Raw genomic sequence first — 21,011 nt, forward strand, 5'->3', positions numbered from 1 at the left:
GCAACGACGATCTCGCCCGGCAAAACCCGCCTGTCGGAGGGGCAACGCCGCCAACTCACAACAGTTTGCCGTCCGGGCCAAAGAACGGATGCGGCCCGTCAAACTGACCGATGGGGACCTGGTGCGTCACCAACTGTCCAAAATCCTGCCCAGGAAACCACGTGTGCAAGTGAAATGCAGGGGGTTCCACCTTGAACGACGGTTCGCGAAGCTGCCCGAGGTCCAGGTCGACCGCATGGTTCGGCGCGGGGCAAATTGTCACGGGAAGCCCGGCGAAGGTGGTCAGCATGGCACGGTGGACGTGCCCGCATGCGATCAGCCGCGCACGCGGGTGTCGCGTGACGACGGCAGCCAACTCGTCGGCGTTGAAGAGGTCCTGCCGGTCCATATGCCAGATGCCGCCCTTGAATGGCGGGTGATGCAGGAACAGCAGCGCCGGCCGGTCGACCGCGGTCGCCAGCGCCTCATCCAGCCATTGCAACGTGGACGCTTCGAGCATGCCGTGGGGCTTGCCGGCCACGCTTGAATCGAGCAGCAGGAGATCGATGCCGCCGACCTCGATCTTCTGATCGAGCGGGCCCGTCGCGCGAACATAGGGCGCGGCCGGAAACGCCTCGCGCATCCACTGCCGCGAGTCGTGATTGCCGGGAATGCCGGCAAACGGCAGGCGCAGCGGCGCGAGCAATCGCTTGAGATAATCGTATTCCTCGACCGACGGCGTATCGACCAGGTCACCCGAGATGACGACGAAATCGGGCGCCGGCTCGAATGCGCTGAGATCAGCTACGCAGCGTTCGAGCGCCTTGGCGGTATCGACCCTGCCGTAGGCCAACGTTCCCGGCGGCTTGATGTGGAGATCGGATATCTGGGCGATGAGAACGGGCTTCGACGGCATCGATGTATCTCAGGGTTCGGACGGCAGAAGACGAAGCGCATCGGGCGCGATGGACAGGCCGACCCGATCACCGGCCCTGGCTTGAATCGTGTTGGGCGCGTCGACATTAAGCGGCTTGCTCGATGCACCGCTCACGACAATTCGCTGCCGGTCGCCGATGAAGCTGACGGAATCGACGACGCCCGAAAGCGCGTCCGCCCCGGCGCTCGTCACGCGAATGGTTTCGGGGCGGATCATGACCGTCGCAATCGCGGCCGTCGCACCACCCTCGATCGGCAATCGCCCGCCGGGCAGCATCAATACGCCGTTCTCGATCGGAGCTTCCACGATGTTCGCCGCTCCGATGAATTCGGCCACGAAGCGATCCTTCGGCGCGAAATAGACCTCGCGCGGCGTGCCGATCTGAGCGATCGCACCTTTCCGCATCACCACGATGCGGTCGCCCAATTCCATCGCCTCGGCCTGGTCATGCGTGACGTAGATCGTCGTGACGCCGAGTGCGCGCAACAACCGGTTAAGCTCGCTCCGCAGCCGGTCCCGCAAGGCGGCATCAAGCGCGGTCAACGGCTCATCAAGCAGCAATATGCCGGGCCGGATCGCGACGGCACGCGCCAGCGCGACGCGCTGGCGCTGACCGCCCGAGAGCTGGTCGATACGGCGGTTCTCCAAGCCTGTGATGTTCGTCAGAGCCACCAGTTCGGCAACGCGCGCAGCACGCTCCTCCCTGGGGACACCCCGGATCTTCAGCCCGTAGGCGATATTGTCCGCCACCGTCATGTTGGGGAACAAAGCGTAGGACTGAAACACCATCCCGACATTGCGCCGTTCGATCGGGACCGAGGTCATATCCTTGCCGTCGAACAGCACCTTGCCGCCGGCGTCCGGCAGTTCGAGACCTGCAATGATGCGCAGCATCGTGGTCTTGCCGCATCCGGATGGGCCAAGCAGCACCAGCGTCTCGCCGCGCGCAATGTCGAGCGTTGCGGGATCGAGCGCGCGGGTCCCGTCGGCAAAGGTCTTGCCGCACGCCTCGATCCGCACCGCTGCACCGTGTCCCGCCGTACTCATCGCTTGGTATCCCTGTCGGCCAGTAGCTGCATCGCAACCAGCAGCGGAATGATCATCACGAAGAAGATCAGGGTGTAGGCCGAAGCCACTTCGAGCCGCATCGAGGCATAGCTGTCGGCGAGCCCGATCGGCAGCGTCTTCGTCAATGGCGTATGCAGCATCCAGGTCAGGTTGAATTCACCGAGCGACAATGTGACCACCATCAATGCGCCGGCCAGAATTCCCGGCAGCGCGTTCGGCACGATGACATCGCAGAACCGCCGCCATGGCGAGGCACCCAGCGAGGCCGCCCCCTCATCCAGCGTCTTGATGTCCACGGTCGCAAACACCGCCATGACCGAGCGAACCATGAACGGCATGGTGAAGATCACATGGCCGACCAGGATGAACAACCAGGAACGGCGGAAGTCGCCGAAGCTGCCATAGGTGAGCAACAGCGCAAGCGCGATCGCGAGCCCGGGGATCGCCAGCGGCAGCGTGATGATCTCCTCGACGATGCGGGCAAGCCGGCCTCCCCGCGCATGGAGCGCGTAGGCCGCGGGGACACCGGCGAGCAGCGTGACGGCAAGGGTTGCGAACGCGATCACGAAGGAGAGCAGAATGGTGCCGGCATAGAGCTCCCAGACCTGCGCGACCCATTGCAGCGTCACGCCGGACTGGATGCCCCTGAAATAATTCACGGTCACGCCGGCGGAGATCGAAAGCCCGGCAGGCACCACCAGGAAGGCCGCGACGAGCAGCGTGAAGATGAACTGGCCGGTGAAGATCAGGCGATCGCGCATGCGTTCACCCGGCCGCTGCGACTGCGCTGCCGCTGAACGTGCGGGCGAGCGCCAGGATAAACCAGGTGATCAGGCCGAGTCCCACCGACAGCGCCGCCGACGTCGCGAAATTGGCGGCCAGCGTGAACTCGGTGTAGATCAGCATCGGCAGCACGTCGATATTCGTCGCCAGCGTGAAGGCGGTTCCGAACGCCCCCATCGCGGTGGCAAACGCGATCGCGCCGGACGCAACGAAAGCCGGCGCCAGCGCCGGCAGCACGACGTCGCGCTGCACCGCCCAGGGGCTTGCGCCAAGCGAGCGCGCGGCCTCCTCCAGCCCGACATCGAGCTTCTGCACGGCCGCCATGATGGTGAGGATCACGCGCGGAATCGAGAAATAGAGATAACCGAGGAAGAGCCCGTAGATCGAATAGGCGAACACGAATTTCTCGCCGAACATCCGGTTCGACAGATCGCCGATCAATCCCTGCCGCCCAGCCAGCAGGATGATCATGAAACCGACCACCACGCCGGGGAAGGCGAGCGGAAAGGTCAGCATCGCGATCAGCACGGCCCGCCCGGGAAAGCGGTGCCGCTGCAGGAACATCCCGGCAATGGTTGCCACGATCAGCGTGACGATCGTGGTTGCCGCCGCGAGCAGCACGGTGTTGATCAATGTCGCGCGATAGCGGCCTTCCGTCAGGATGGCGAGATATCCGGCGAGCCCGTGCGGCCCTTCGGCGCCCGCAACCACCAGCCGTGCCATCGGCAACAGGAAGAATGCCGTGGTCACGACCGCAAGCGGCAGCAGGCAGAGCCAGACAAAGGACTTTTGCGACATCGGAAGAGTGGTGCCCCGCGAAGGGCACCATATTGCCTCAGCGAACCTCGGCGAGATAGCGGTCGACGAAGGCTTTTTGCACGTTTTCCATCTCGCCCCAGTCGACGCTCTTGGCGCGGGCATAGTCGCTGTCGGGGAGGAATTTGCCCTTCACGGATGCCGGCAGTTCGATCGGGCGGGCCGGACGGAGATAGGCGTTGGTCCAGATCGCCTGCCCCTTGTCGGACAGGAGATAGTCCATCACCTTCTTGGCCTTCTCCTTGTCGGGCGCGTTCTTCACGAGACCGACGACATAGGGAAACACCACCGAGCCCTCGCAGGGAATCACAAACTCGAAGTTGCCCTTTTCCGAGTACTTCGCGCGGTAGGCGTTGAAGTCGTAGTCGAACAGGATCGGCATCTCACCGGAAACGACGCGGGCATAGGACGTTTGCTTGGGCACGATCGGATCGTTCTTGCGCAGCTCCTTGAAGAAGGTGATCGCCGGATCGAAATTGGTCGGCGAGCCGCCCAGCGCCAGATTGACGGCGACCGCGCCGACATAGCCCACCGCCGCCGAGGACGGGTCGAGATAGCCGACCATGCCCTTGTAGTCGGGCTTCAGCAGGTCCTTCCAGCAAGCCGGCACCGGCTTGCCGCCGAGCGCATCCTTGTTCACGAACAGGCCGAGCGTGCCGGAGTGAATCATGGTCCAATAGCCATCCGGGTCCTTGAGGCCGGCGGGGACCTGATCCCAATGCGCCGGCTTGTAGGGTTCAAGCGCGTCCTGCGCCTTGGCCTTCATGCCGAAGGTGACGCCGAAATAGCCGATATCGCCGACCGGATTGCTCTTCTCGGCCAGGATCTGGGCCAGCGCCTGGCCGGAGTTCTTGTTGTCATGCGGGATATCGTAGTTGAGGTCCGCCTTGATCGCCTTCAGCATCGAGGCCCAATCGGCCCATTCCGGCGGGCAATTGTAGCAGATCACGTCGGCCGCCTTGGCGGATTGCCACGGCGCGAGCAGTGTCAGCGCCAGCAACGCAAGGACAAGGCGGACGGTCTTCATGGGAGGCTCCGGTCTGGACGAGGATGCAATGAGGATTTCAACATCAACGGAGCGACCAAGTATAGGCCGCGTATGAATGTTTTGCGACACGCTTGCTGCCATGCAGCAATTGGAGCGTGCCGGCCACCGGATGCTCGCGGCAGCACGGCGTTTCGCGCTAGGCTGCCAGCCAAAAGAGGAAGCGCCCATGTACCAGCCGCCCGGCGTCAAGACATCGCCCGACCTTCCCGTCCCCGATCTGATGAAAGCCTGGATCCTCGGTGACCGCGACCAGCTCCACCTTTCCGAGAAGCCCACGCCGATCCCGTCGCGTGCCGAAGTGCTGGTGCGCATCGACGCAGTTGCGATCTGCGCCACCGACCTCGAGATCATCCATGCCGGGTCGCCGGCAAGCATTCAGGGCGGCCTGCCCTTCAACAAGAACTTCACGCCGGGTCACGAGTACATGGGCACGGTCGCCGCGCTCGGCCCTGAAGTCGACGAGTTCAGGATCGGCGAGCGGGTCAGCGTGGAGATCCATGCCGGCTGCGGCCAATGCAAACGCTGCCGCCAGGGCATGTACACGTCGTGTCTCAACTATGGAAAGCCGGAGAAAGGACACCGCGCCAACGGCTTCACGACCGACGGCGGATTCGCGGAGTATGCGGTGAACCACATCAACACGCTGGCGCGCGTCCCGGATACCATGAGCGATGCCGAAGCGACGCTCGTGGTGACCGCCGGGACATCGATGTATGGCTTGACGGAATTGGGGGGATTGGTGGCCGGCGAGAGCGTCGTGGTGATCGGCCCGGGGCCGATCGGACTGCTCGCAGTGGCGGTGGCCAAGGCGCTAGGCGCGAGCCCGGTCATCCTGACGGGAACGCGCCACAAGCGGTTGGCAATCGGCAAGGAGCTGGGGGCCGACCGCGTTGTCAATATCAACGACGAGGATGCCGTTGACGTCGTGAGGCAACTAACAGGGGGGATCGGTGCTGACTATGTCGTCGAATGTGCCGGCACCGAAGCGACACTCAACCAGGCGATCCATATGACGAATCGCGGCGGCAAGATCTGTCTTGCCGCCTTCCCGCACGAGGCCGCGACGCTGGATATCGCGCACCTGGTCCGAAACAACATCTATGCCTACGGCATCCGCGGCGAAGGCCGCAGTGCCACTCACCGCGCCATGGAGCTGATGGCAGCGAAGCGGTTCGACGCCACCAGGATCCACACGCATACGTTTCCGCTGGCCGACCTGCCGACGGCGCTGAGATATGCGCGGGATCGTGTCGACGATGCGATCAAGGTCGTCGTGACCAATCGAAAGGCTGGCGCGATCGCGCGCGCTGCGGAGTAACGGTCCGATCGGGGCCGCGCGCAGGAGCACTACCTGGAACGCCTGCTCACACCGAGCAGTAGCGCTCCTTGATCTCGTCGTCGGCGAGCAGCGCCTGCGCCGAGGCCTGGTGCACCACCGAGCCTTGATCCAGCACATAGGCTCGATCGGCGATACCGAGCGCAAGCTCGACATTCTGCTCGACCAGCAGAACCGTCGTTCCCTGCGCCTTCATGCTGCGGAACAGCTCGAACATCTCATCGACCAGCACAGGCATGATGCCCTCCGACGGCTCATCCAGCATGATCAGGGCGGGTTTTGCGATCATTGCCCGCGCGATCGCCAGCATCTGCTGCTCGCCGCCGGACATCGTGACCGCCTCCTGCTCCATACGCTCGGCCAGTCGCGGGAATATCGATGCGATCTCGTCGATCAGTTCGGCCTCGCGCTTCTTTTGCTTTGATGCCACCAGGCCAAGCCGTAAATTTTCTCGCACCGACAGTCCCTGCACGATCCGCCGCTCTTCGGGAACATAGGCGAGCCCCAACGCGAAACGCACGTGCGCCGGCCGGTTCAGCAGCTCTTCGCCCTTGAAGGTCACCGAACCGCGCGTCCGCCCCATCAGGCCCATGATCGATTTCAGCGTTGTGGTCTTGCCGGCTCCATTGCGGCCGATCAGGCAAACAATCTCGCCCTTGGTCACCTCGAGACTGATGTCCTGCAAGGCGTGGCTTGCACCATACCAGGCATTGAGCTTGCTGACCTGGAGCATCTCGTCAGTGCTCCCGCTGGCCGAGATAGACACGCTTCACCGCCTCGTTCTGCCGGACCTCCTGCGGCGTTCCCTCGGCAAGCAGTTCTCCGTGGTGCAGCACGAGGATGCGATCGCTGATCCCGAGCACCAGCTTCATCTTGTGCTCGACAAGGATGACCGTGCGCTCCTTGGCAAGTTTCACGATCAGATCCATCATGGTCCGGGTTTCTTCCGGGCTCATGCCGGCTGTGGGCTCGTCGAGCAGCAGCAAGCGAGGCCGGCTCGCAAGCGCCATGCCGATCTCCAACGCCCGCTGCTCGCCATGTGCCAGCGTCTTGGCGGCACGTTCCCGGGATTCCCACAACCCGACCAGTGCCAATAGCTCGTCCGCCCGCTCGACCAGCTCGGTCAGGCGCGCACGCGGACGCCAGATGTCGTATCGCGACACCAGTGCCTGCAAGCCGACGCGGATGTTCTCACGCGTCGTGAGCTGCGGAAACACGCTGGTGATCTGGAAGGACTTTGCGATCCCCATGTGAGCGAAGCGATGCTGCGGCAGGCCGGTGACGTCCCTGCCCTCGAACTCGACACTGCCCTTCGTCGGCGGAAAGGCACCGCACAGCAAGTTGAAATAGGTGCTCTTTCCGGCCCCGTTCGGACCGATGATTGAGGTGATCGCCCCTCTGGAAAACTCGGCCGAGATGTTGTTGAGCGCGACAAACTTGCCGAACGTCTTGCCGACGCCCCGGGTGCGCAGGATGATCTCGCCGGCTTGGCCTGCTGCAGCCGTCATCGCTTGCCCCGCGCGATCAGCGTGCCCCAAATGCCGGCCGGGAAGAACAGCACGCATGCAATGAAGATTGCGCCAACGATTAACTGCCAGTGAACAGTCCAGACCGAGACGATGTTCTCCAGGACCAGGAAGACCGCGGCGCCGATCATCGGCCCGAAGAATGTCCCCATCCCGCCGAGCAGGGCGATCATCACGACAAGGCCCGAGGTCTCGTAGTGCAGGATCTCGATCGGAACGATCGACAAGTGCAGCGCCTGCAAGGCGCCGGCGAGGCCGCAGAAGCCACCTGACAGGACGAAGGTCAGCAATCGCGTCAGGGTGACGTCATAGCCCGACGCCCGGGCCCGCATCTCGTTCTCCCGCACCGCTTCAATGACGGCACCGAATGGCGAGGCCAGAATGCGCGACATCACGAAGAAGGCGGCGATGACGAACGCCGCAATCACGTAATACCGGATCATCGGGTTGATGAAATCGATCCGCAGGCCAAACAGATCGATGGTGCGGACGTTGATGCCGCGAAGCCCGTTCTCGCCCCCGGTCAGGTCAACCGCCTGATAGAAGAGGTAGTAGACACATTGCGACAGCGCCATTGTCACCATGGCGAAGTAGATGCCGCGGGTTCTGATCGCGAGCACGCCAATCACCAGCGCCATCAACAGGCCGCCGGCAACCCCGGCCGCGATCGCCGCATACCATGGCCAGCCGAAGTGCACGATGGCAATGCCGCAGAGGTAGGCACCGGTCCCGAACAGCGCCGCATGACCGAACGACAGAAGGCCCAGATAACCAAACACGAGGTTGAAGCCGAGAGCGTACAACCCATAGATCAGGATGTTCACCGCAAGAGCGGTGAACGGCATCAGCAATGGGAAAACAAGGATCACCGCGGCTGCAATGCTGGCGCGGTGCCGCGTGGCGAACTCGTACCAGCTGACCGTCGTGGTATGGGGCTCCTTGATGGATTCGGTCGCGTCGGTCATGCCGGGCTCAGCTCATCAATCCGGCGCGGCCAAAGAAGCCCTGCGGACGAACGATCAGGACGATCGCCATCAGCGCAAAGATCGATACCTTGGCCATCTCGGGTGCAAACAACGAGGTCATGCTGACCACCACGCCGACCAGCAGGCCCGCCAATACGGCGCCGCCGATCGACCCCATCCCTCCAACAACCGTCACCACGAAGGCCTCGGCGAGGATCGTGCCGCCCATCTCCGGAATGACACCTTGAAGCGGGGCAGCCAGCAGGCCGGCAAATCCCGCGATCGCCGTGCCTATCCCGAACACGATCAACCAGACCCTGGAAACATCGACGCCAAGGACACGGACGATCTGCGGATCGCGCGCGCCGGCGCGGATAATCAGCCCGAAGCTGGACTTCTCGAGGAACAGCCAAAGTGCCAGCAGAACGACGGCCGTCGCGCCAATCACGAACAGGCGGTAGAGCGGAAAATAGCCGACACCAATGTCGACCGCGCCCTGCAGAACCTCCGGCGTATCGAACGGATATCCGGTCTTGCCAAAGGCAATGCGCACGCATTCGACCATCACGTAGCTCAGCCCGAAGGTCAGGAGCAGTGGATAATCGATGCCGCGGCCGTAGAGCGGCCGGATCAGCACGCGCTCGACGGCAAGGCCGAACAGTCCGATCACGATCGGCACAGCTATGAGGCAAATCCAGAAATTGCCCCCGATCGAGATCAGATAGAGTCCGACATAGGCGCCGACCATGTAGAAGGCGCCGTGGGCGAAGTTGACGACCGTCAACATCCCGAAGATCAGCGAGAGGCCGATCGCAAACAGCACGTAGATCGCGCCGAGCGCCAACCCGGCAAACAGTTGCAGCGCGATCAGGTCAAAGCTCAGGCCCGCCATTTGTCCCCCTCGGCACGACGCGCACCGCCGTGCGGCGCGCGCCGGCGCACGGCTCAGCTCTTATGACCGAGCGCCTCGCAGGTGCGCAGGTACTTTTCGTTGGGTTCTTCGGTCGACAGGACCTCGAACACATCGGACTCGTTCTTCATGTCCTTGGACTTCGACTTGATCACCAGCACCGATTGCACCGACTGGTGGTCGCATTTGCGATAGTATTGCGGTCCCTTGTAGTAATCATACTTGAGCGCTTCCAATGCCGCGACGACCTTGTCGGTCTCGACACTGCCGGCACCCTTGACCGCCTCGAGCACGGTCCGCACGCCGCCATAGCCGAGCGCACCGTAGTCGGTCGGCAACTTGCCGTCGTACATCTTGCGGAATGCGTCGTTGAACGCCTTGGTCGAGGCGAACTTGTCCTCGATTCCCCAATAGAACGAGCAGCCGCCGACGACGCCCTCGAATGCCTGGGGTCCCGCCGCGACGCGGCTGGCATGCGAAAGCAGTGGCGCAATGATCTGGATCGATTTCTTGATGCCGAAGTCAGTTGCCTGCTTCAGCGCGATCTGCTGGTCGCGACCGAAATTGCTGATGCAGAGGATATCGGGCTTGAGCGCCTGAAGACGCGGCAGCAGCGTGGAGAAGTCGGTCGTTCCCAAGGGATGGCGGATGTCGCCGAGGTTCTCGATGTTGAATTCCTTGCCAACCTCGAGGAAGCCGCGAACCATCTCATGACCATAGGCGTAGTCTGCCGTGAGGAACGCAACCTTCTTGCCGAACTTGGCAAAGGCATAGCGGCCGACCGCGCCTGAGGTCATGTGCGGGTTCAGTGCTTCGTGGAAGGTGAATTTGCTGAAGTCCGCCGCCTCATTGATGGCATCCGACTGGCTGATCGAATTAAAGATGACGCCGCGTTCCTTGGTGACGTTGTTGATCGCGAGCTGAACCGCCGCCGACAGACTGCCGACGACGAAATTCACCTTCTCCTTCTCGACCAGCTCCAATGTCCGCGTCGCCGCTTCACCGGGATTGAGCTTGTCGTCGCGCACGACGAGCTCGGCCTTGCGGCCGTTGAGGCCGCCGGCATCATTGAACTGAGCGACGGCCAGCTGACCTGCCCGCACCTGGTCCTGCGCCTCGGCGCCATAGGGACCGGTCAAGGGAACGGGGAAGCCGATCTTGATCGGTGCTTCCTCGGCCTGCAGCAGATTGATGCGAAACGGTGAGACGGCGAGAACGGCACCGGCGCTTGCCGTTGTCAGCAGACGACGCCGCGATATCGATCCGGCTTTGGCAACCTTCTTCGTCATGACTATTCCTCCCCAAGAACTGTCTGTGTTTTGCTTATCGTCTTGTCTTTGCCTGGAACGTCTCCACCTCAGATTCGTCCCAAGGCCGTCAGGATAACCTGAGGCGTGAGCGGAATCTCGGTAATTGTTGCGCCGAACGGCCGCAGCGCATCATTGACCGCGTTGGCAACCGCTGCTGCGGCGCCGGCTGTGCCCGCCTCGCCCGCCCCTTTGGCTCCCAGCTCGGTTTCCTGCGTCGGCGATACCACGTGGCCGACCTCGATATCAGGCATCTCGCCGGACATCGGGACCAAATAGTCCGCCATGTTGGCGTTGGTCAGCTGACCACGTTCGTCATAGATACACTTTTCAAACAGCGCCGCCCCGAGCCCCTGCACAACCCCACCCCGGATCTGTTCGTCGACCAGTTGCGGGTTGATGATGGTGCCGCAATCTTCGACAACCCAGTGCTTCAGCAGCTTCACGAACCCGGCCTCGGTGTCGACCTGAAGCCACGAGGCCTGAACGCCATTGGTGAACGCGAAGGGATATTGCCGCGGTACGAAATGTCGGGTCGCCATCAACTCAGGCTGGATGCCTGGCGGAAGCGTGTCCGGCCGAAAATACACGATCCGCGCCAGCTCGTTCAGCTCGATCCGCGCCCCCCCGTCGTCGGCATTGACGATACTGTTGTTGACGATATCGAGCCCGGCCGGTGTCGTTTGCAGGATGGCCGCGGCGACATCCAGAATGTTCCGGCGCAGCGCCTTGGCCGCCTGCAACGCGGCTTCGCCGCCGATGCCGGCGCCGCGCGAGGCCCAGGTGCCGCCGCCATAGGGCGTATTGTCGGTGTCGCCCAGGGTCACCCGGACCCGGTCCATCGAGACGCCGAGCACGCTGCCGACGATCTGGGCAGTCAGCGACTCGGACCCCTGCCCCTGCTCCGTGATGCTGGTCTGGCAAATGACCGAGCCCTGCGCGTCGAGCCGAACCGCAACGCCATCCTGCGAGGAGATTTTCGCGCCGCCGACACCGTAAAAGGCGGCACTGGGATTGGTGACCTCGATGAAGCTGGCTAGTCCGATGCCCCGATAGATGTTGTGGGCTCGCAAGGCTGCCTGCTCGGCACGCAATGCGTCGTAGTCCATCATCTGAAGCAGCTTGGCCAACGAAGCATGATGCGAGAGCTGCTCGAACTTCATGCCCGAGGGGGATGCACAGGGATAGGCATCGTCGGCGATCAGGTTGCGCCGGCGAATCTCGACGGGATCCATGCCGATCTTCGCCGCGGCAAGGTCGACCAGGCCTTCGGTGACCGAACAGGCAATCGGGTGTCCGACCGCCCGGTACTGGCACATCACGTTCTTGTTCTGGAAGACGACACGCGCCCGGGCCCGGTAGTTCGGCGTGACATATGGCCCGCCGACCAGGTTGACCACCTGATTGGCCTCGATGGCGCTGGTGCGCGGATACATCGAATAGGGACCGATCCCCGTCAGGTCGTCGATCTCGAAGGCCGTGATGGTACCATCCGGTTTGACGCCTATCCGCCCCCGGCATCGATGATCGCGGGCATGAATGTCCGTGTTGAAGCTTTCGATACGGTCAGCCACGAATTTGACCGGCCGGCGCAACAGCTTCGACAGTGCGTATGTCGCCATTTCGTCGGCGTAGATGTGAACCTTGATGCCGAACGACCCGCCGACATCCTTGCAGACCACCCGGATCTGCGCTTCGTTCAGCCCGAGATGCAGGGCTGCGATGTTCTGCACCATGTGCGGCGCCTGCGTGCCCTGATAGATCGTGAGCCGCGCCTCGGCGGCATTCCAGTCGGCAACCACGGCACGCGGCTCAAGCGTCACGCCAGTGTGGCGCCCGAAGATGAAATCGGCCTCGACGACTTCGGATTCCGATAATGCGTGGTCGACGTCACCGGCATCGAGTGTCCGTTCAAAGGCAAGATTGTCACCAAGCGCGGCGTGGATGACAGGCGTTGCCGGATCGAGCGCAGTGCGCATATCCGTGACCGCCTCGAGCTCCTCGTAGTCAACGGCAATCTGTTCCATTGCGTCTTCGGCCGCCGCGCGGCTGGTTGCGACAACCGCCGCGACCGCTTCACCCTGCCAGCAGACCCGGTCGACCGCGATCGCGTGCTGCGGCGCCGACTTCAGTCCCTTCAGATGCGAGAGTACGCCGACCCACGGCGTGATGACAGCTTCGAGTTCCCGACCTGTCACGATGGCAATGACGCCGGACATACGTCGCGCCGCGTCGGCATCGATCGCCACGATTCTGGCATGGGCGTATGGCGACCGCAGGAAGACCGCATGCGCCATGCGCGGCAGTTCCAGGTCACTGACGTATTGTCCACGCCCCTGCAGCAACCTGTCGAGGTTCGGCCGCGGCACCGTCTTGCCGATGTAGGAGTTCGGGCGATCGAGCACCGAAAGCGTCTCTGCTGGCGCACGGGTCACTGTCATGCCGGCCGCTCCGCACGGGTCTTGGCGGTCGCCTGCACAGCGTCCACGATGGCCTGATAGCCGGTGCAGCGGCAATAATTTCCGGAGAGATGCTCTCGGATCGCTTGCCGATCAGGCTCGGGCGTATGCTTCAGCAGATCCTGCGCCGTCATCAGCATCCCAGGTGTGCAGTAGCCACACTGCAACGCATTGCGTTCGCGGAATGCCGCCTGAAGGTCGGCGATTTCACCGCTGTCGGACACCCCCTCGATGGTTTCGACCGACGCGCCTTGCGCCTGGACCGCCAGCATCAGGCAGGAGCGAACGATCTCGCCATCGATCCGGACGGTGCAGGCGCCGCAGACGCCGTGCTCGCAACCAACATGCGTTCCGGTCAGCTTCAGATTCTCCCGAAGGAAATCCGCGAGATTGAGCCGCGGCAAGACAAAGGCGTCGATGGGCTCGCCGTTGACCAGAAGCGAAACCGATACCGGAGCGCTCACGCCGTCGCTCCCGTTTCCAGTTCGGGCCGCGCGAGCAATGCGGCCACGCAGCGCCGGAGCAGGATTGCGGCGAGATGTCGGCGCATCGTGGGGCTCGCCTGCTGATCCTCCTGCGGGTCGAGTTCGCGGGTGAGCGCTGTCGTAACCTCTGCGAGTAACGCGGGAGTCACGGATACATCGATCAGCTTGCCGGCGGCGGCTGCCAGCAAGGGGCGGTCGCCAACCGCAAAGAAGCCGAGCCGAAGATCCGTGAACTTGCCATCTGCGACGACAGCACGCGCGGCAAGACCGACGATGGCATAGTCACCGTGCCGCCGGGCATATTCCTGAAAGAAGAACGTCGAGCCCTGGCCTGGGACCGGTACCTCGACCGCGACAAGCAATTCATCCCGTGCCAGCGCAGTTTCGTAGATTCCCTTGAAAAGTTCGGTCGCAGCAATCCGCCGCTCGCCTGTCGGACCGCGAGCAACGATCGTGGCGTCAAGCGCAACAACACAGGCCGGCAACTCCGACGCGGGATCGGCGTGAGCGAGGCTACCGCCAATCGTTCCGCGGTTGCGAATAGCAGGATGGGCAACGTGGCTGACGGCATGCCGCAACAGCGGTGCGTGCAGCGCAATCTCCGGCGATCTGAGCAGGTCGACATGCCGGGTCAGCGCGCCAACGACGAGGACGTCTCCCCTCATCGCAATGCCGCGCAACTCGGCGAGGCCGCCGATATCGACCAGAATCTCCGGCGATAGTAGCCGCAAGTTCATCGCCGGCATCAAGCTCTGGCCACCCGATAGAACCTTCGCCTTGTCGCCATGCACGGCAAGCAACTCCAGCGCATTCACGACGCTGGTCGCGCGGGCGTAGGCGAAAGCCGCAGCTTTCATGTGGGCGTGGCCTCCCGGCCCAATTTTGGTTTGCCAGATTAGAGGGCCGCCCTGCTCAAAGGTCAAGCTTGTTTATCGAGTGATTATTTGTGCGTCAGGGCTTGTCTTCGCCTTGGGAAGGCCGCAGGTTCCTTGCCAACTAAAGTTCAACGCGCAGCGAGGCGGATCATGAAGCTCGGGTTTTTTACGATGCCGATCCATCCTCTCGACAAGGACTGGCGGCAATCGCTGCGGGAGGATCGGGAAGCCTTCCTGCTTGCTGATGAGCTCGGGTTCACGGAAGCGTATGTCGGCGAGCATGTCACCGACAAGGCCGAGAACATCACCTCCAGCATCGCGTTTATTGCGTGGCTCGCAGCCGCAACCAAACGGATCAAGCTTGGGACCGGCACCGTCAACATGCCGAACACCCATCCGGCAGCGGTCGCCGCGTCGATCGCCATGCTCGATCACATGCTTGATGGCCGGTTCATATTTGGAATAAGCCCCGGCGGATTGCTGTCCGACGCGGAGATTTTCGGCAATCTCGACGCCGACCGCAATGCCATGTTCCTCGAGGCGATCAATCAGGTTCTGGAAATTTGGGCAGGAAAGCCGCCCTATGATTTGCAGGGCAAATACTGGAATGTCTCGGTCAGAAGGACTCTGATTGAGGATATCGGCCAGGGAATTGTGGCTCGCCCCTTGCAGACCCCTCACCCGCCGATCGTGGTGACCGCGGTCGCGCCGTTCTCGAAAGGCGTCACGGAGGCCGCTGCGCGCGGCTGGGATCCAATCTCTGCGAACTTCCTGATGCCCGCCTGGGTGAAGAGTCACTGGCCCAAATACGTCGAGGGATGCGAGCGCGTGAACCGGACAGTCGATCTCGCCAATTGGCGCGTCGCCAAGAGCGTGTTCGTGGCAAAGGACGCCGCAACCGCGAAGGCTTATGCGACTGCGCCCGACAGTCCCTATGTGTATTATTATCATCAGCTGTTCACGAAGCTGAAACGCGGTGGCCGGCTCGAACTGTTCAAGACGCGGCGGGACCAGCCTGACGCGGAGGTGACGCTGGAATCGATTTGCGACAAGCTCATCATCCACGGCACACCCGAAAGTGTGGCCGACCAGCTACTGTCTTTCCAGCAGGAGATCGGCCCCTTCGGAACCTTGCTCTATGCCGGGAAGGACTGGAAGGATCGCCAGCTTGGCCGCCAATCGATGATTCTGATGGCCGAGAAGGTCTTGCCGCGCATCAATGCCGCCGGCGCCGGTGGATCGACGTGAAGGAGTTTCGACGTGGCTTTCACTGATCGCATTCCGTACCAGGCACAAGTCGACCGGCCGAAATTGACATTGCCCGATGGCAAGAAGCTTGCCGTCTGGGTCATCCTCAATGTGGAGGAATGGCGCATCGGGAATCCGATGCCGCGTACCGTTCTGAGCCCGCCGATGGGGCAGCCACTGCTGCCCGACGTGCCGAACTGGTCTTGGCATGAGTACGGCATGCGTGCCGGCTTCTGGCGGCAATTCAAGGCCTTCACGGACCGAAAGATACCGGTGACGCTGGCTGCGAATGCCAACGTCTGCAACAGCTATCCGCGCGTCGCGTCGGCGGCGCTCGAGGCGGGCTTCGAATTCATGGGACACGGGTTCGTCCAGGGACCGATGCACAAGGTGGAAAACCAGGCGGATGCAATCAAGCGCGCGGTCGACACCATTGCCGGCTTCACCGGCAAGCCACCACGATCATGGGAGAGCCCGGGCCTGACCGAAACCGAAGAAACGCTCGACCTCTTGCGCCTCAACGGGATCGAATACGTGGCCGATTGGGTGATCGATGATCTTCCGCAGGACATCGCCACGCCGCACGGAACTGTGACGACGATCCCTTACTCCGTCGAGACCAACGACATCGTCATCCACGCGCTGCAACACCTACCGTCGGAGCAGTTCCTGACGCGCTGCACCGATCAATTCGATCGCCTGTACCTCGAAGGCGCAGAGAATGCCCGGATCATGGCGATCTCGGTGCATCCCTACATCACGGGCGTACCACATCGAATCAAGTACCTGGAGGCCCTGCTCGATTACGTCATCGGCCATGACGGCGTAGCGCTCATGACGGCGAGCGAGATCGGCGACTGGTATCGGGATCAGATGGCGGCGAACTAATTCGGCTCAGCCGACGACCTTGATCGGCACCCTCCGACGATCCGGTCGCGCTCTCCGCCATCCGCTCAAACCCTGCGAGGAAAATGTCCAACGCGTCACTGATCATCTGCGCTTTGTCTTCGAGGACAGGCGCTTCGTAGATGTATTTGCGTACGCCGTAGTAGAAGATACCGCCGTGAAACACCCAGGCCAGTTCCAGTTCGGCAGCGCTGGGCCGGCTCTGCGTCGCGAGTCCGGCGTCGTGGCGGCACTCCCTGAGAATGCGGGTCAGGATCTTGTCCTTGACCATGCCAACATACCAGCGATTGATATCGAGACCCTTCAGGCCTGAATAAAGATAGATCCTCAGCCATCTTCGATTGAAGATCGCGTCCGTATAGACCTCGTAAAATTCCTGCAGCCGCGCGCGGAGCGGACGCGACCGATCCGACAGCAATCTCTCCCAGCCGATCTCAAGGGGTTCGAGATAGACCTTGCGGTAGACCTCCTTGATGAGATCGTCCTTGCTGGGAAAATAGCGGTAAAGCAACGGCTGGGTTACACCGAGCTTGCGGGCGAGGGCACGCGTGCCGCCCCCGAATCCCTCCTCCGCAAACAACTCGGTCGCCTTGGTGACGAATTCACTGCGACGGTCGTCAGCTGACAGTCGCTTTTGCTTGGTACGAACTCGCTTGAGGGGCGTCTTTCGATTCATGATGGTTCTTTACCATCGTCAGCCAAGAAGCGGCCAAAACCTCCGCACGCGAACAACAGCGGATCGTTCCGGCCATAGGCGTAGGCCTCCACCGCCCCCAGGAAGATGACATGATCGCCGCCGTAGTAGCGGTTGGCGGCACGGCACTGGAAATTTGCGACCACGCCGGCAAGTACGGGGGCGTTCCCAAGGCCTGGCGTCCAGTTCACGCCTGCGAACTTGTCACCCGACGACCTGGCAAATTGCATCGCCAGCGTCTGCTGCGAGGCGTCAAGAACATTGACCGCGAAATGGCTGGCATTCTGGAAGATCGGCAGCCCCTGCGAAAACATCCCCAGGCTCCACAGCACCAGCGGTGGATTGAGCGATACCGATGCAAAGGAATTGCAGGTAATTCCATACGGCCGTCCTTCGGCCGACATCGCGGTGACGATCGTTACACCGGTGGCAAAGGTACCGAGCGCATTGCGGAAGTCACGAGGATCGATCGTCGAACTGTCGCTCGCGAGCTCATTGGCGGGATCCGGTGGTTGTTTGGGTGAGTCGGACATCCAGCTCACCTCAAAGCGTCAGGTTTTCAGACGGCAGCCCAAGCGCTACCCGCCCGTAATTGGTGCCCGCCGCGTCGAAATTGAAGGCGAGATGCGAGTTCGCGGCATGAGCATCGCGGAATTGGCGTTGCAACGCGCCCGATGTGAACAGGCTGCGCGCGCCGCTCGCTGCAAACAGGAGAGATACTGCTTCGGTGCAAAGATTGACCGCGAACGCACCATCGCGTCGGAGCTTCGTCTTCGCGGCAATGCTTGGGATATTGCCACACTGAATGTCGGCAAACACCTCAACACAGTTCGTGCGCATGATCAGCCGCGCGGCATCGATCTTCGCGGACGCCTCCGCGATCTTGATCTGCGTGCTCTGCAGGTCCCCGATCTTGGCCCGATTAAAGGTCGAGGCGCGGTGCCGCGCGCTCTCGACATAATCGTCGAGGCAAGCCTGCGCGTTTCCCAGACCAACTCCAGACAATACATAGGGAAACAACGAGAACACCGGTAGCATGTAGAGCGCGCCCGGATTGACAACGCTGCCTGGCGTTGAGCCACCGGCCAGATCGCTGACGGCAATCGTCATATGCTCGGGAACGAATGCGTCAGCTACCCGCACATCGTTCGACCCGGTTCCACGCAAACCAGCCGCATTCCAGGTGTCGTCGATACTATAGTCTCGCCTGTTCAGCAGGAACAACCGGTATTCGACACCATCGGCTTCATCATCCGAAGCAACCACGCTCGCGAGCATGTTCCACCCGCATGCTTCTACCCCGGACGAGAACGGCCAATGACCACTCAGCACATATCCGCCACTTGTCTTCCTGGCACGACCTGCCGGGAAGACAAAGGAAGACGCAATCAGCGTGTCTGGATCGCCCCCCCACACTGTGCTCTGCGCTTCCGGCGCGAACATACCCAGCATCCAGTGGTGACTGGCAAGATTGGCAAAGTTCCACGAAACCGAGGCGTCGCCCTGCCCCAGGGCATCAGCGCAGTCGACGAGCGCGACGTAGTCGAGTTCGCTTCCGCCAACACGTCTGGGCTGCAGGATTCGAAACAGCCCACTATCGTGCAGATCCCGCTCGGTCTCAGGTGGCAACCGGCGCAACTCTTCGGTCCGTGCCGCTCGTTCTCGCAAGGCCGGCACAAGCCCTCTCGCTCTCGCGACCATCAGCGCGTAACGATCCCGGTCTGCCCCTGGCGGCACCCCTGCGTCGAGTCTACGGCCAACCTCAACCATGGTCTCTTCCTCTGTTCGAGCTCCAGACACTCGGGCGATCGGGGTCGGCTCAGTTTATCGAGCGATCACCAGAGATCAAGGCGTGCGACCTGCGGCCCGTCCATTCGAGGCACAGAATCGACAACTACCGCCGCCGCCCGTTGAGCGAACGCATGCGGCGGCACTTCGTCCGCACACGGCAAGCCACTCCAACATTTCCTCGCCTAGCTTCGATGTGCCGTCGACGCTCCGGTTGCCCATCCCACTGCGAACCGGATACGCAAAGAAGCCCGGCGGCCATTCGGCCACCGGGCTTCCAACGTCGCCGAGCGGATGACAGCAGCCCAATCCCCACTCCGGCGTTAGACGAGCTCCTTTCGCCAATAGAGCGTGTGCTGCCATGCCCAGGGCGAAACGGGCTCGAAGAGCCTGTACCCCTGGCGAATGAAGTTGTTCGCCGAGAAAACGTTATCTGTCGTGTCCGAAACGATTGCCTTCCAACCGGCACGCCGCGCTCGCGTCTCCAGGGCACGAGTAAGCCGCACTTGCAGGCCGTGGCCGCAATGCGGCATGGCAACGCCGACACGGCACAGATATCCAGCGTTGACAACGTGCGTTGAAGGAACGACACCAGCAAAGGCAATTGGTTTCGTTCCGCTGAATGCAATCCACCAATGACCCTGCTCAAAATCGGGTACACGGGTCCCGTCGCAGAACACCAGCCGATGGAGTTCGGTAAGCGCGTCCGCCACCTCGTCATCCTGCGAATCGACCTCGCGAATCCGGTACATTGCCGCACCTCAAGAGTTTCATTGTCGGCCAAAGTGCCCAGACCTACGATCTGGACGCGGTCCGCCAGTGCCGAAGGGCAAGGCCCGCTACTTTCCGAGCGTGGCTTTGATGCCCAGCCAAACAGCTCCGAGAAGGCCGGTGGCGATGACGGTGATCACCGCCTTGAAAGTATAACTCTGCGCCTGCTCGACGCTTCGTCGCCAGCGCCGCAGGTGTTGAAAATCGGACCGCAGCTCACGCCGGTCTCCCTCTTCGAAGCCGAATGAAGTCAAAACCGTCGCAATGGTCTTGACCACTACGGCGTCGATATCGCTTCGGCGCACTCGATCCTGTTCAATCAGCGTTTCCATGATGATCGCTTTGACATCGGCTTCGTGCATCGGATCACCGTCGTATGATGCGCGCAACATTCTCAAACGTACGCTTTCCAAAGTAGAAGCCCATGATCATGCCGGCCCAGGTGCTGACGTCTCCGGTGAGTTGCGGCGTCGTCCCAAGCCCGAGAACTTTGTCCCAAATGACGCATTTCGCGAAAAACACCAACGTGACGTAAAAGGCCAATTTTTCGGGCTCCCAGGGGTGACCGATCTCGGCGATCTTCAGTTGACCGTGTATCTGTATTTCCGCTGTCTGTGCCGCGACCTCGCTTGCAGCGAGATCGGCAGCGATCTTGCTGTCAACGTTGCCGGCCTTCAGTTTGGCCTGATACGCATCGATCAGCCCCTTGATGACGGGACCGCCAAGGAAGGAAAGGATAGCCATCCACATCGATCAGCTCTTTCCCATCGACCGCAACCGCGCAACGATCGTGATCGTCGAGATTCCGATCATGGTGTAGGCGAGATACTGAGGATTGTTCTTCAGGGCTTCTATGACTTGGGCCTTGAGGTCCGGGTCGCCGAGAGCCGACGCGATCGGGTCAAGGCACTGGAAGACTGTTCCAATACCGGTCAGGAAGAGGCCCCAGATCACCGTTACCGATCGCCCCGTCAGCGCCCAGGCCTTGCCCCAGAACGTATTTGCTTCAATGTAAAACGACTTGAGGATTGGAATCGCGTGCAGGATCGGCCGCATGACGATGAAGTAAGCGCAAAGCAGTCCGGGCACGGTAAGGAAAAGCCAAAGCAT

The 21,011-nt window shown here is 62.0% G+C and carries 23 protein-coding genes; 3 read left to right on the forward strand and 20 right to left on the reverse strand.

Going from position 1 to position 21,011, the window contains the following annotated elements; translation table 11 throughout:
* Window positions 1–55: 55 nt before the first annotated feature.
* Genes CK489_RS35485 through CK489_RS35505 form a run of 5 tightly spaced genes read right to left on the reverse strand, consistent with a single transcriptional unit; the run spans window position 56 to window position 4,610 of the window.
* On the reverse strand, window positions 56–895 hold the full coding sequence (locus tag CK489_RS35485) for a phosphodiesterase (protein ID WP_095735543.1): 840 nt from the start codon (window positions 893–895) through the stop codon (window positions 56–58).
* A gap of 9 nt (window positions 896–904) precedes the next feature.
* Window positions 905–1,963, reverse strand: coding sequence for an ABC transporter ATP-binding protein (locus CK489_RS35490; RefSeq protein ID WP_095735544.1), 1,059 nt, complete (start codon window positions 1,961–1,963; stop codon window positions 905–907).
* Window positions 1,960–2,745 (reverse strand): ABC transporter permease, encoded by a 786-nt coding sequence (locus CK489_RS35495; RefSeq protein WP_050628578.1) that lies wholly within the window; start codon window positions 2,743–2,745, stop codon window positions 1,960–1,962. The genes CK489_RS35490 and CK489_RS35495 overlap by 4 nt, the downstream gene beginning before the upstream one ends.
* Before the next feature lie 4 nt (window positions 2,746–2,749).
* Complete coding sequence (locus tag CK489_RS35500; protein WP_050628579.1) at window positions 2,750–3,565, reverse strand: ABC transporter permease; 816 nt, start codon at window positions 3,563–3,565, stop codon at window positions 2,750–2,752.
* 37 nt (window positions 3,566–3,602) lie between these two features.
* Window positions 3,603–4,610 carry an ABC transporter substrate-binding protein gene (locus CK489_RS35505; protein ID WP_095735545.1) on the reverse strand — a complete coding sequence of 336 codons (1,008 nt, stop codon included), beginning with the start codon at window positions 4,608–4,610 and terminating at the stop codon, window positions 3,603–3,605.
* Window positions 4,611–4,797: 187 nt separating this feature from the next.
* Between CK489_RS35505 and CK489_RS35510 the strand changes: the two genes are divergently transcribed.
* On the forward strand, window positions 4,798–5,949 hold the full coding sequence (locus CK489_RS35510; protein ID WP_095735546.1) for a zinc-dependent alcohol dehydrogenase: 1,152 nt from the start codon (window positions 4,798–4,800) through the stop codon (window positions 5,947–5,949).
* A 46-nt stretch (window positions 5,950–5,995) separates the two neighbouring features.
* On the opposite strand, the gene CK489_RS35515 is transcribed toward CK489_RS35510, so the two are convergent.
* From CK489_RS35515 to CK489_RS35550, 8 genes are all read right to left on the reverse strand, one after another.
* On the reverse strand, window positions 5,996–6,700 hold the full coding sequence (locus CK489_RS35515) for an ABC transporter ATP-binding protein (protein WP_095735547.1): 705 nt from the start codon (window positions 6,698–6,700) through the stop codon (window positions 5,996–5,998).
* A gap of 4 nt (window positions 6,701–6,704) precedes the next feature.
* Window positions 6,705–7,475, reverse strand: a complete 771-nt coding sequence (locus tag CK489_RS35520) for an ABC transporter ATP-binding protein (protein WP_095735548.1) — start codon at window positions 7,473–7,475, stop codon at window positions 6,705–6,707.
* Window positions 7,472–8,458, reverse strand: a complete 987-nt coding sequence (locus CK489_RS35525; RefSeq protein ID WP_095735549.1) for a branched-chain amino acid ABC transporter permease — start codon at window positions 8,456–8,458, stop codon at window positions 7,472–7,474. The genes CK489_RS35520 and CK489_RS35525 overlap by 4 nt, the downstream gene beginning before the upstream one ends.
* Before the next feature lie 7 nt (window positions 8,459–8,465).
* Window positions 8,466–9,350 carry a branched-chain amino acid ABC transporter permease gene (locus CK489_RS35530; protein WP_095735550.1) on the reverse strand — a complete coding sequence of 295 codons (885 nt, stop codon included), beginning with the start codon at window positions 9,348–9,350 and terminating at the stop codon, window positions 8,466–8,468.
* 53 nt (window positions 9,351–9,403) lie between these two features.
* Window positions 9,404–10,657, reverse strand: a complete 1,254-nt coding sequence (locus CK489_RS35535; RefSeq protein ID WP_050628586.1) for an ABC transporter substrate-binding protein — start codon at window positions 10,655–10,657, stop codon at window positions 9,404–9,406.
* A gap of 68 nt (window positions 10,658–10,725) precedes the next feature.
* The gene (locus CK489_RS35540) at window positions 10,726–13,116 is read right to left on the reverse strand and encodes a xanthine dehydrogenase family protein molybdopterin-binding subunit (RefSeq protein ID WP_095735551.1); all 2,391 of its coding nucleotides are present in this window, start codon (window positions 13,114–13,116) and stop codon (window positions 10,726–10,728) included.
* Complete coding sequence (locus CK489_RS35545; RefSeq protein ID WP_095735552.1) at window positions 13,113–13,598, reverse strand: (2Fe-2S)-binding protein; 486 nt, start codon at window positions 13,596–13,598, stop codon at window positions 13,113–13,115. Before CK489_RS35545 ends, CK489_RS35540 begins: the two co-directional genes overlap by 4 nt.
* Window positions 13,595–14,542 (reverse strand): FAD binding domain-containing protein, encoded by a 948-nt coding sequence (locus CK489_RS35550; RefSeq protein WP_502694157.1) that lies wholly within the window; start codon window positions 14,540–14,542, stop codon window positions 13,595–13,597. Before CK489_RS35550 ends, CK489_RS35545 begins: the two co-directional genes overlap by 4 nt.
* Before the next feature lie 102 nt (window positions 14,543–14,644).
* Between CK489_RS35550 and CK489_RS35555 the strand changes: the two genes are divergently transcribed.
* Window positions 14,645–15,742, forward strand: coding sequence for an LLM class flavin-dependent oxidoreductase (locus CK489_RS35555; protein ID WP_095735553.1), 1,098 nt, complete (start codon window positions 14,645–14,647; stop codon window positions 15,740–15,742).
* Between the two features lie 12 nt (window positions 15,743–15,754).
* Window positions 15,755–16,630 (forward strand): polysaccharide deacetylase family protein, encoded by an 876-nt coding sequence (locus CK489_RS35560; RefSeq protein WP_095735554.1) that lies wholly within the window; start codon window positions 15,755–15,757, stop codon window positions 16,628–16,630.
* Here CK489_RS35560 and CK489_RS35565 read toward each other — a convergent pair.
* The 7 genes from CK489_RS35565 to CK489_RS35595 all read right to left on the reverse strand — a co-directional run bounded on the left by CK489_RS35565 (window position 16,575) and on the right by CK489_RS35595 (window position 21,011).
* Window positions 16,575–17,324: a TetR/AcrR family transcriptional regulator gene (locus tag CK489_RS35565; protein ID WP_095735555.1), complete on the reverse strand. Its 750-nt coding sequence runs from the start codon at window positions 17,322–17,324 to the stop codon at window positions 16,575–16,577. The two genes, CK489_RS35560 and CK489_RS35565, sit on opposite strands and share 56 nt — an antisense overlap.
* Window positions 17,321–17,875, reverse strand: coding sequence for a flavin reductase family protein (locus tag CK489_RS35570; protein WP_095735748.1), 555 nt, complete (start codon window positions 17,873–17,875; stop codon window positions 17,321–17,323). Before CK489_RS35570 ends, CK489_RS35565 begins: the two co-directional genes overlap by 4 nt.
* Before the next feature lie 10 nt (window positions 17,876–17,885).
* Window positions 17,886–19,112 carry an acyl-CoA dehydrogenase family protein gene (locus tag CK489_RS35575; RefSeq protein WP_095735556.1) on the reverse strand — a complete coding sequence of 409 codons (1,227 nt, stop codon included), beginning with the start codon at window positions 19,110–19,112 and terminating at the stop codon, window positions 17,886–17,888.
* 341 nt (window positions 19,113–19,453) lie between these two features.
* Complete coding sequence (locus CK489_RS35580) at window positions 19,454–19,882, reverse strand: GNAT family N-acetyltransferase (RefSeq protein ID WP_095735557.1); 429 nt, start codon at window positions 19,880–19,882, stop codon at window positions 19,454–19,456.
* A gap of 87 nt (window positions 19,883–19,969) precedes the next feature.
* On the reverse strand, window positions 19,970–20,263 hold the full coding sequence (locus tag CK489_RS35585; RefSeq protein WP_198961106.1) for a hypothetical protein: 294 nt from the start codon (window positions 20,261–20,263) through the stop codon (window positions 19,970–19,972).
* A 4-nt stretch (window positions 20,264–20,267) separates the two neighbouring features.
* Complete coding sequence (locus tag CK489_RS35590) at window positions 20,268–20,645, reverse strand: hypothetical protein (protein WP_349626973.1); 378 nt, start codon at window positions 20,643–20,645, stop codon at window positions 20,268–20,270.
* Between the two features lie 9 nt (window positions 20,646–20,654).
* Window positions 20,655–21,011 (reverse strand): hypothetical protein, encoded by a 357-nt coding sequence (locus CK489_RS35595; RefSeq protein WP_095735750.1) that lies wholly within the window; start codon window positions 21,009–21,011, stop codon window positions 20,655–20,657.

The organism is Bradyrhizobium sp. UFLA03-84 (assembly GCF_002289535.1).
GTDB lineage: Bacteria > Pseudomonadota > Alphaproteobacteria > Rhizobiales > Xanthobacteraceae > Bradyrhizobium > Bradyrhizobium viridifuturi.

What these genes read in the sequence shown, in the direction of transcription:
- CK489_RS35570 (WP_095735748.1), bottom strand. Translation starts at nt 17,875, where the DNA reads ATGTCCGACTCACCCAAACAACCACCGGATCCCGCCAATGAGCTCGCG.
- CK489_RS35540 (WP_095735551.1), bottom strand. Translation starts at nt 13,116, where the DNA reads ATGACAGTGACCCGTGCGCCAGCAGAGACGCTTTCGGTGCTCGATCGC.
- CK489_RS35575 (WP_095735556.1), bottom strand. Translation starts at nt 19,112, where the DNA reads ATGGTTGAGGTTGGCCGTAGACTCGACGCAGGGGTGCCGCCAGGGGCA.
- CK489_RS35490 (WP_095735544.1), bottom strand. Translation starts at nt 1,963, where the DNA reads ATGAGTACGGCGGGACACGGTGCAGCGGTGCGGATCGAGGCGTGCGGC.
- CK489_RS35500 (WP_050628579.1), bottom strand. Translation starts at nt 3,565, where the DNA reads ATGTCGCAAAAGTCCTTTGTCTGGCTCTGCCTGCTGCCGCTTGCGGTC.
- CK489_RS35520 (WP_095735548.1), bottom strand. Translation starts at nt 7,475, where the DNA reads ATGACGGCTGCAGCAGGCCAAGCCGGCGAGATCATCCTGCGCACCCGG.
- CK489_RS35525 (WP_095735549.1), bottom strand. Translation starts at nt 8,458, where the DNA reads ATGACCGACGCGACCGAATCCATCAAGGAGCCCCATACCACGACGGTC.
- CK489_RS35505 (WP_095735545.1), bottom strand. Translation starts at nt 4,610, where the DNA reads ATGAAGACCGTCCGCCTTGTCCTTGCGTTGCTGGCGCTGACACTGCTC.
- CK489_RS35565 (WP_095735555.1), bottom strand. Translation starts at nt 17,324, where the DNA reads ATGAATCGAAAGACGCCCCTCAAGCGAGTTCGTACCAAGCAAAAGCGA.
- CK489_RS35495 (WP_050628578.1), bottom strand. Translation starts at nt 2,745, where the DNA reads ATGCGCGATCGCCTGATCTTCACCGGCCAGTTCATCTTCACGCTGCTC.
- CK489_RS35555 (WP_095735553.1), top strand. Translation starts at nt 14,645, where the DNA reads ATGAAGCTCGGGTTTTTTACGATGCCGATCCATCCTCTCGACAAGGAC.
- CK489_RS35530 (WP_095735550.1), bottom strand. Translation starts at nt 9,350, where the DNA reads ATGGCGGGCCTGAGCTTTGACCTGATCGCGCTGCAACTGTTTGCCGGG.
- CK489_RS35580 (WP_095735557.1), bottom strand. Translation starts at nt 19,882, where the DNA reads ATGTACCGGATTCGCGAGGTCGATTCGCAGGATGACGAGGTGGCGGAC.
- CK489_RS35585 (WP_198961106.1), bottom strand. Translation starts at nt 20,263, where the DNA reads ATGCACGAAGCCGATGTCAAAGCGATCATCATGGAAACGCTGATTGAA.
- CK489_RS35485 (WP_095735543.1), bottom strand. Translation starts at nt 895, where the DNA reads ATGCCGTCGAAGCCCGTTCTCATCGCCCAGATATCCGATCTCCACATC.
- CK489_RS35590 (WP_349626973.1), bottom strand. Translation starts at nt 20,645, where the DNA reads ATGGCTATCCTTTCCTTCCTTGGCGGTCCCGTCATCAAGGGGCTGATC.
- CK489_RS35515 (WP_095735547.1), bottom strand. Translation starts at nt 6,700, where the DNA reads ATGCTCCAGGTCAGCAAGCTCAATGCCTGGTATGGTGCAAGCCACGCC.
- CK489_RS35535 (WP_050628586.1), bottom strand. Translation starts at nt 10,657, where the DNA reads ATGACGAAGAAGGTTGCCAAAGCCGGATCGATATCGCGGCGTCGTCTG.
- CK489_RS35510 (WP_095735546.1), top strand. Translation starts at nt 4,798, where the DNA reads ATGTACCAGCCGCCCGGCGTCAAGACATCGCCCGACCTTCCCGTCCCC.
- CK489_RS35595 (WP_095735750.1), bottom strand. Translation starts at nt 21,011, where the DNA reads ATGCTTTGGCTTTTCCTTACCGTGCCCGGACTGCTTTGCGCTTACTTC.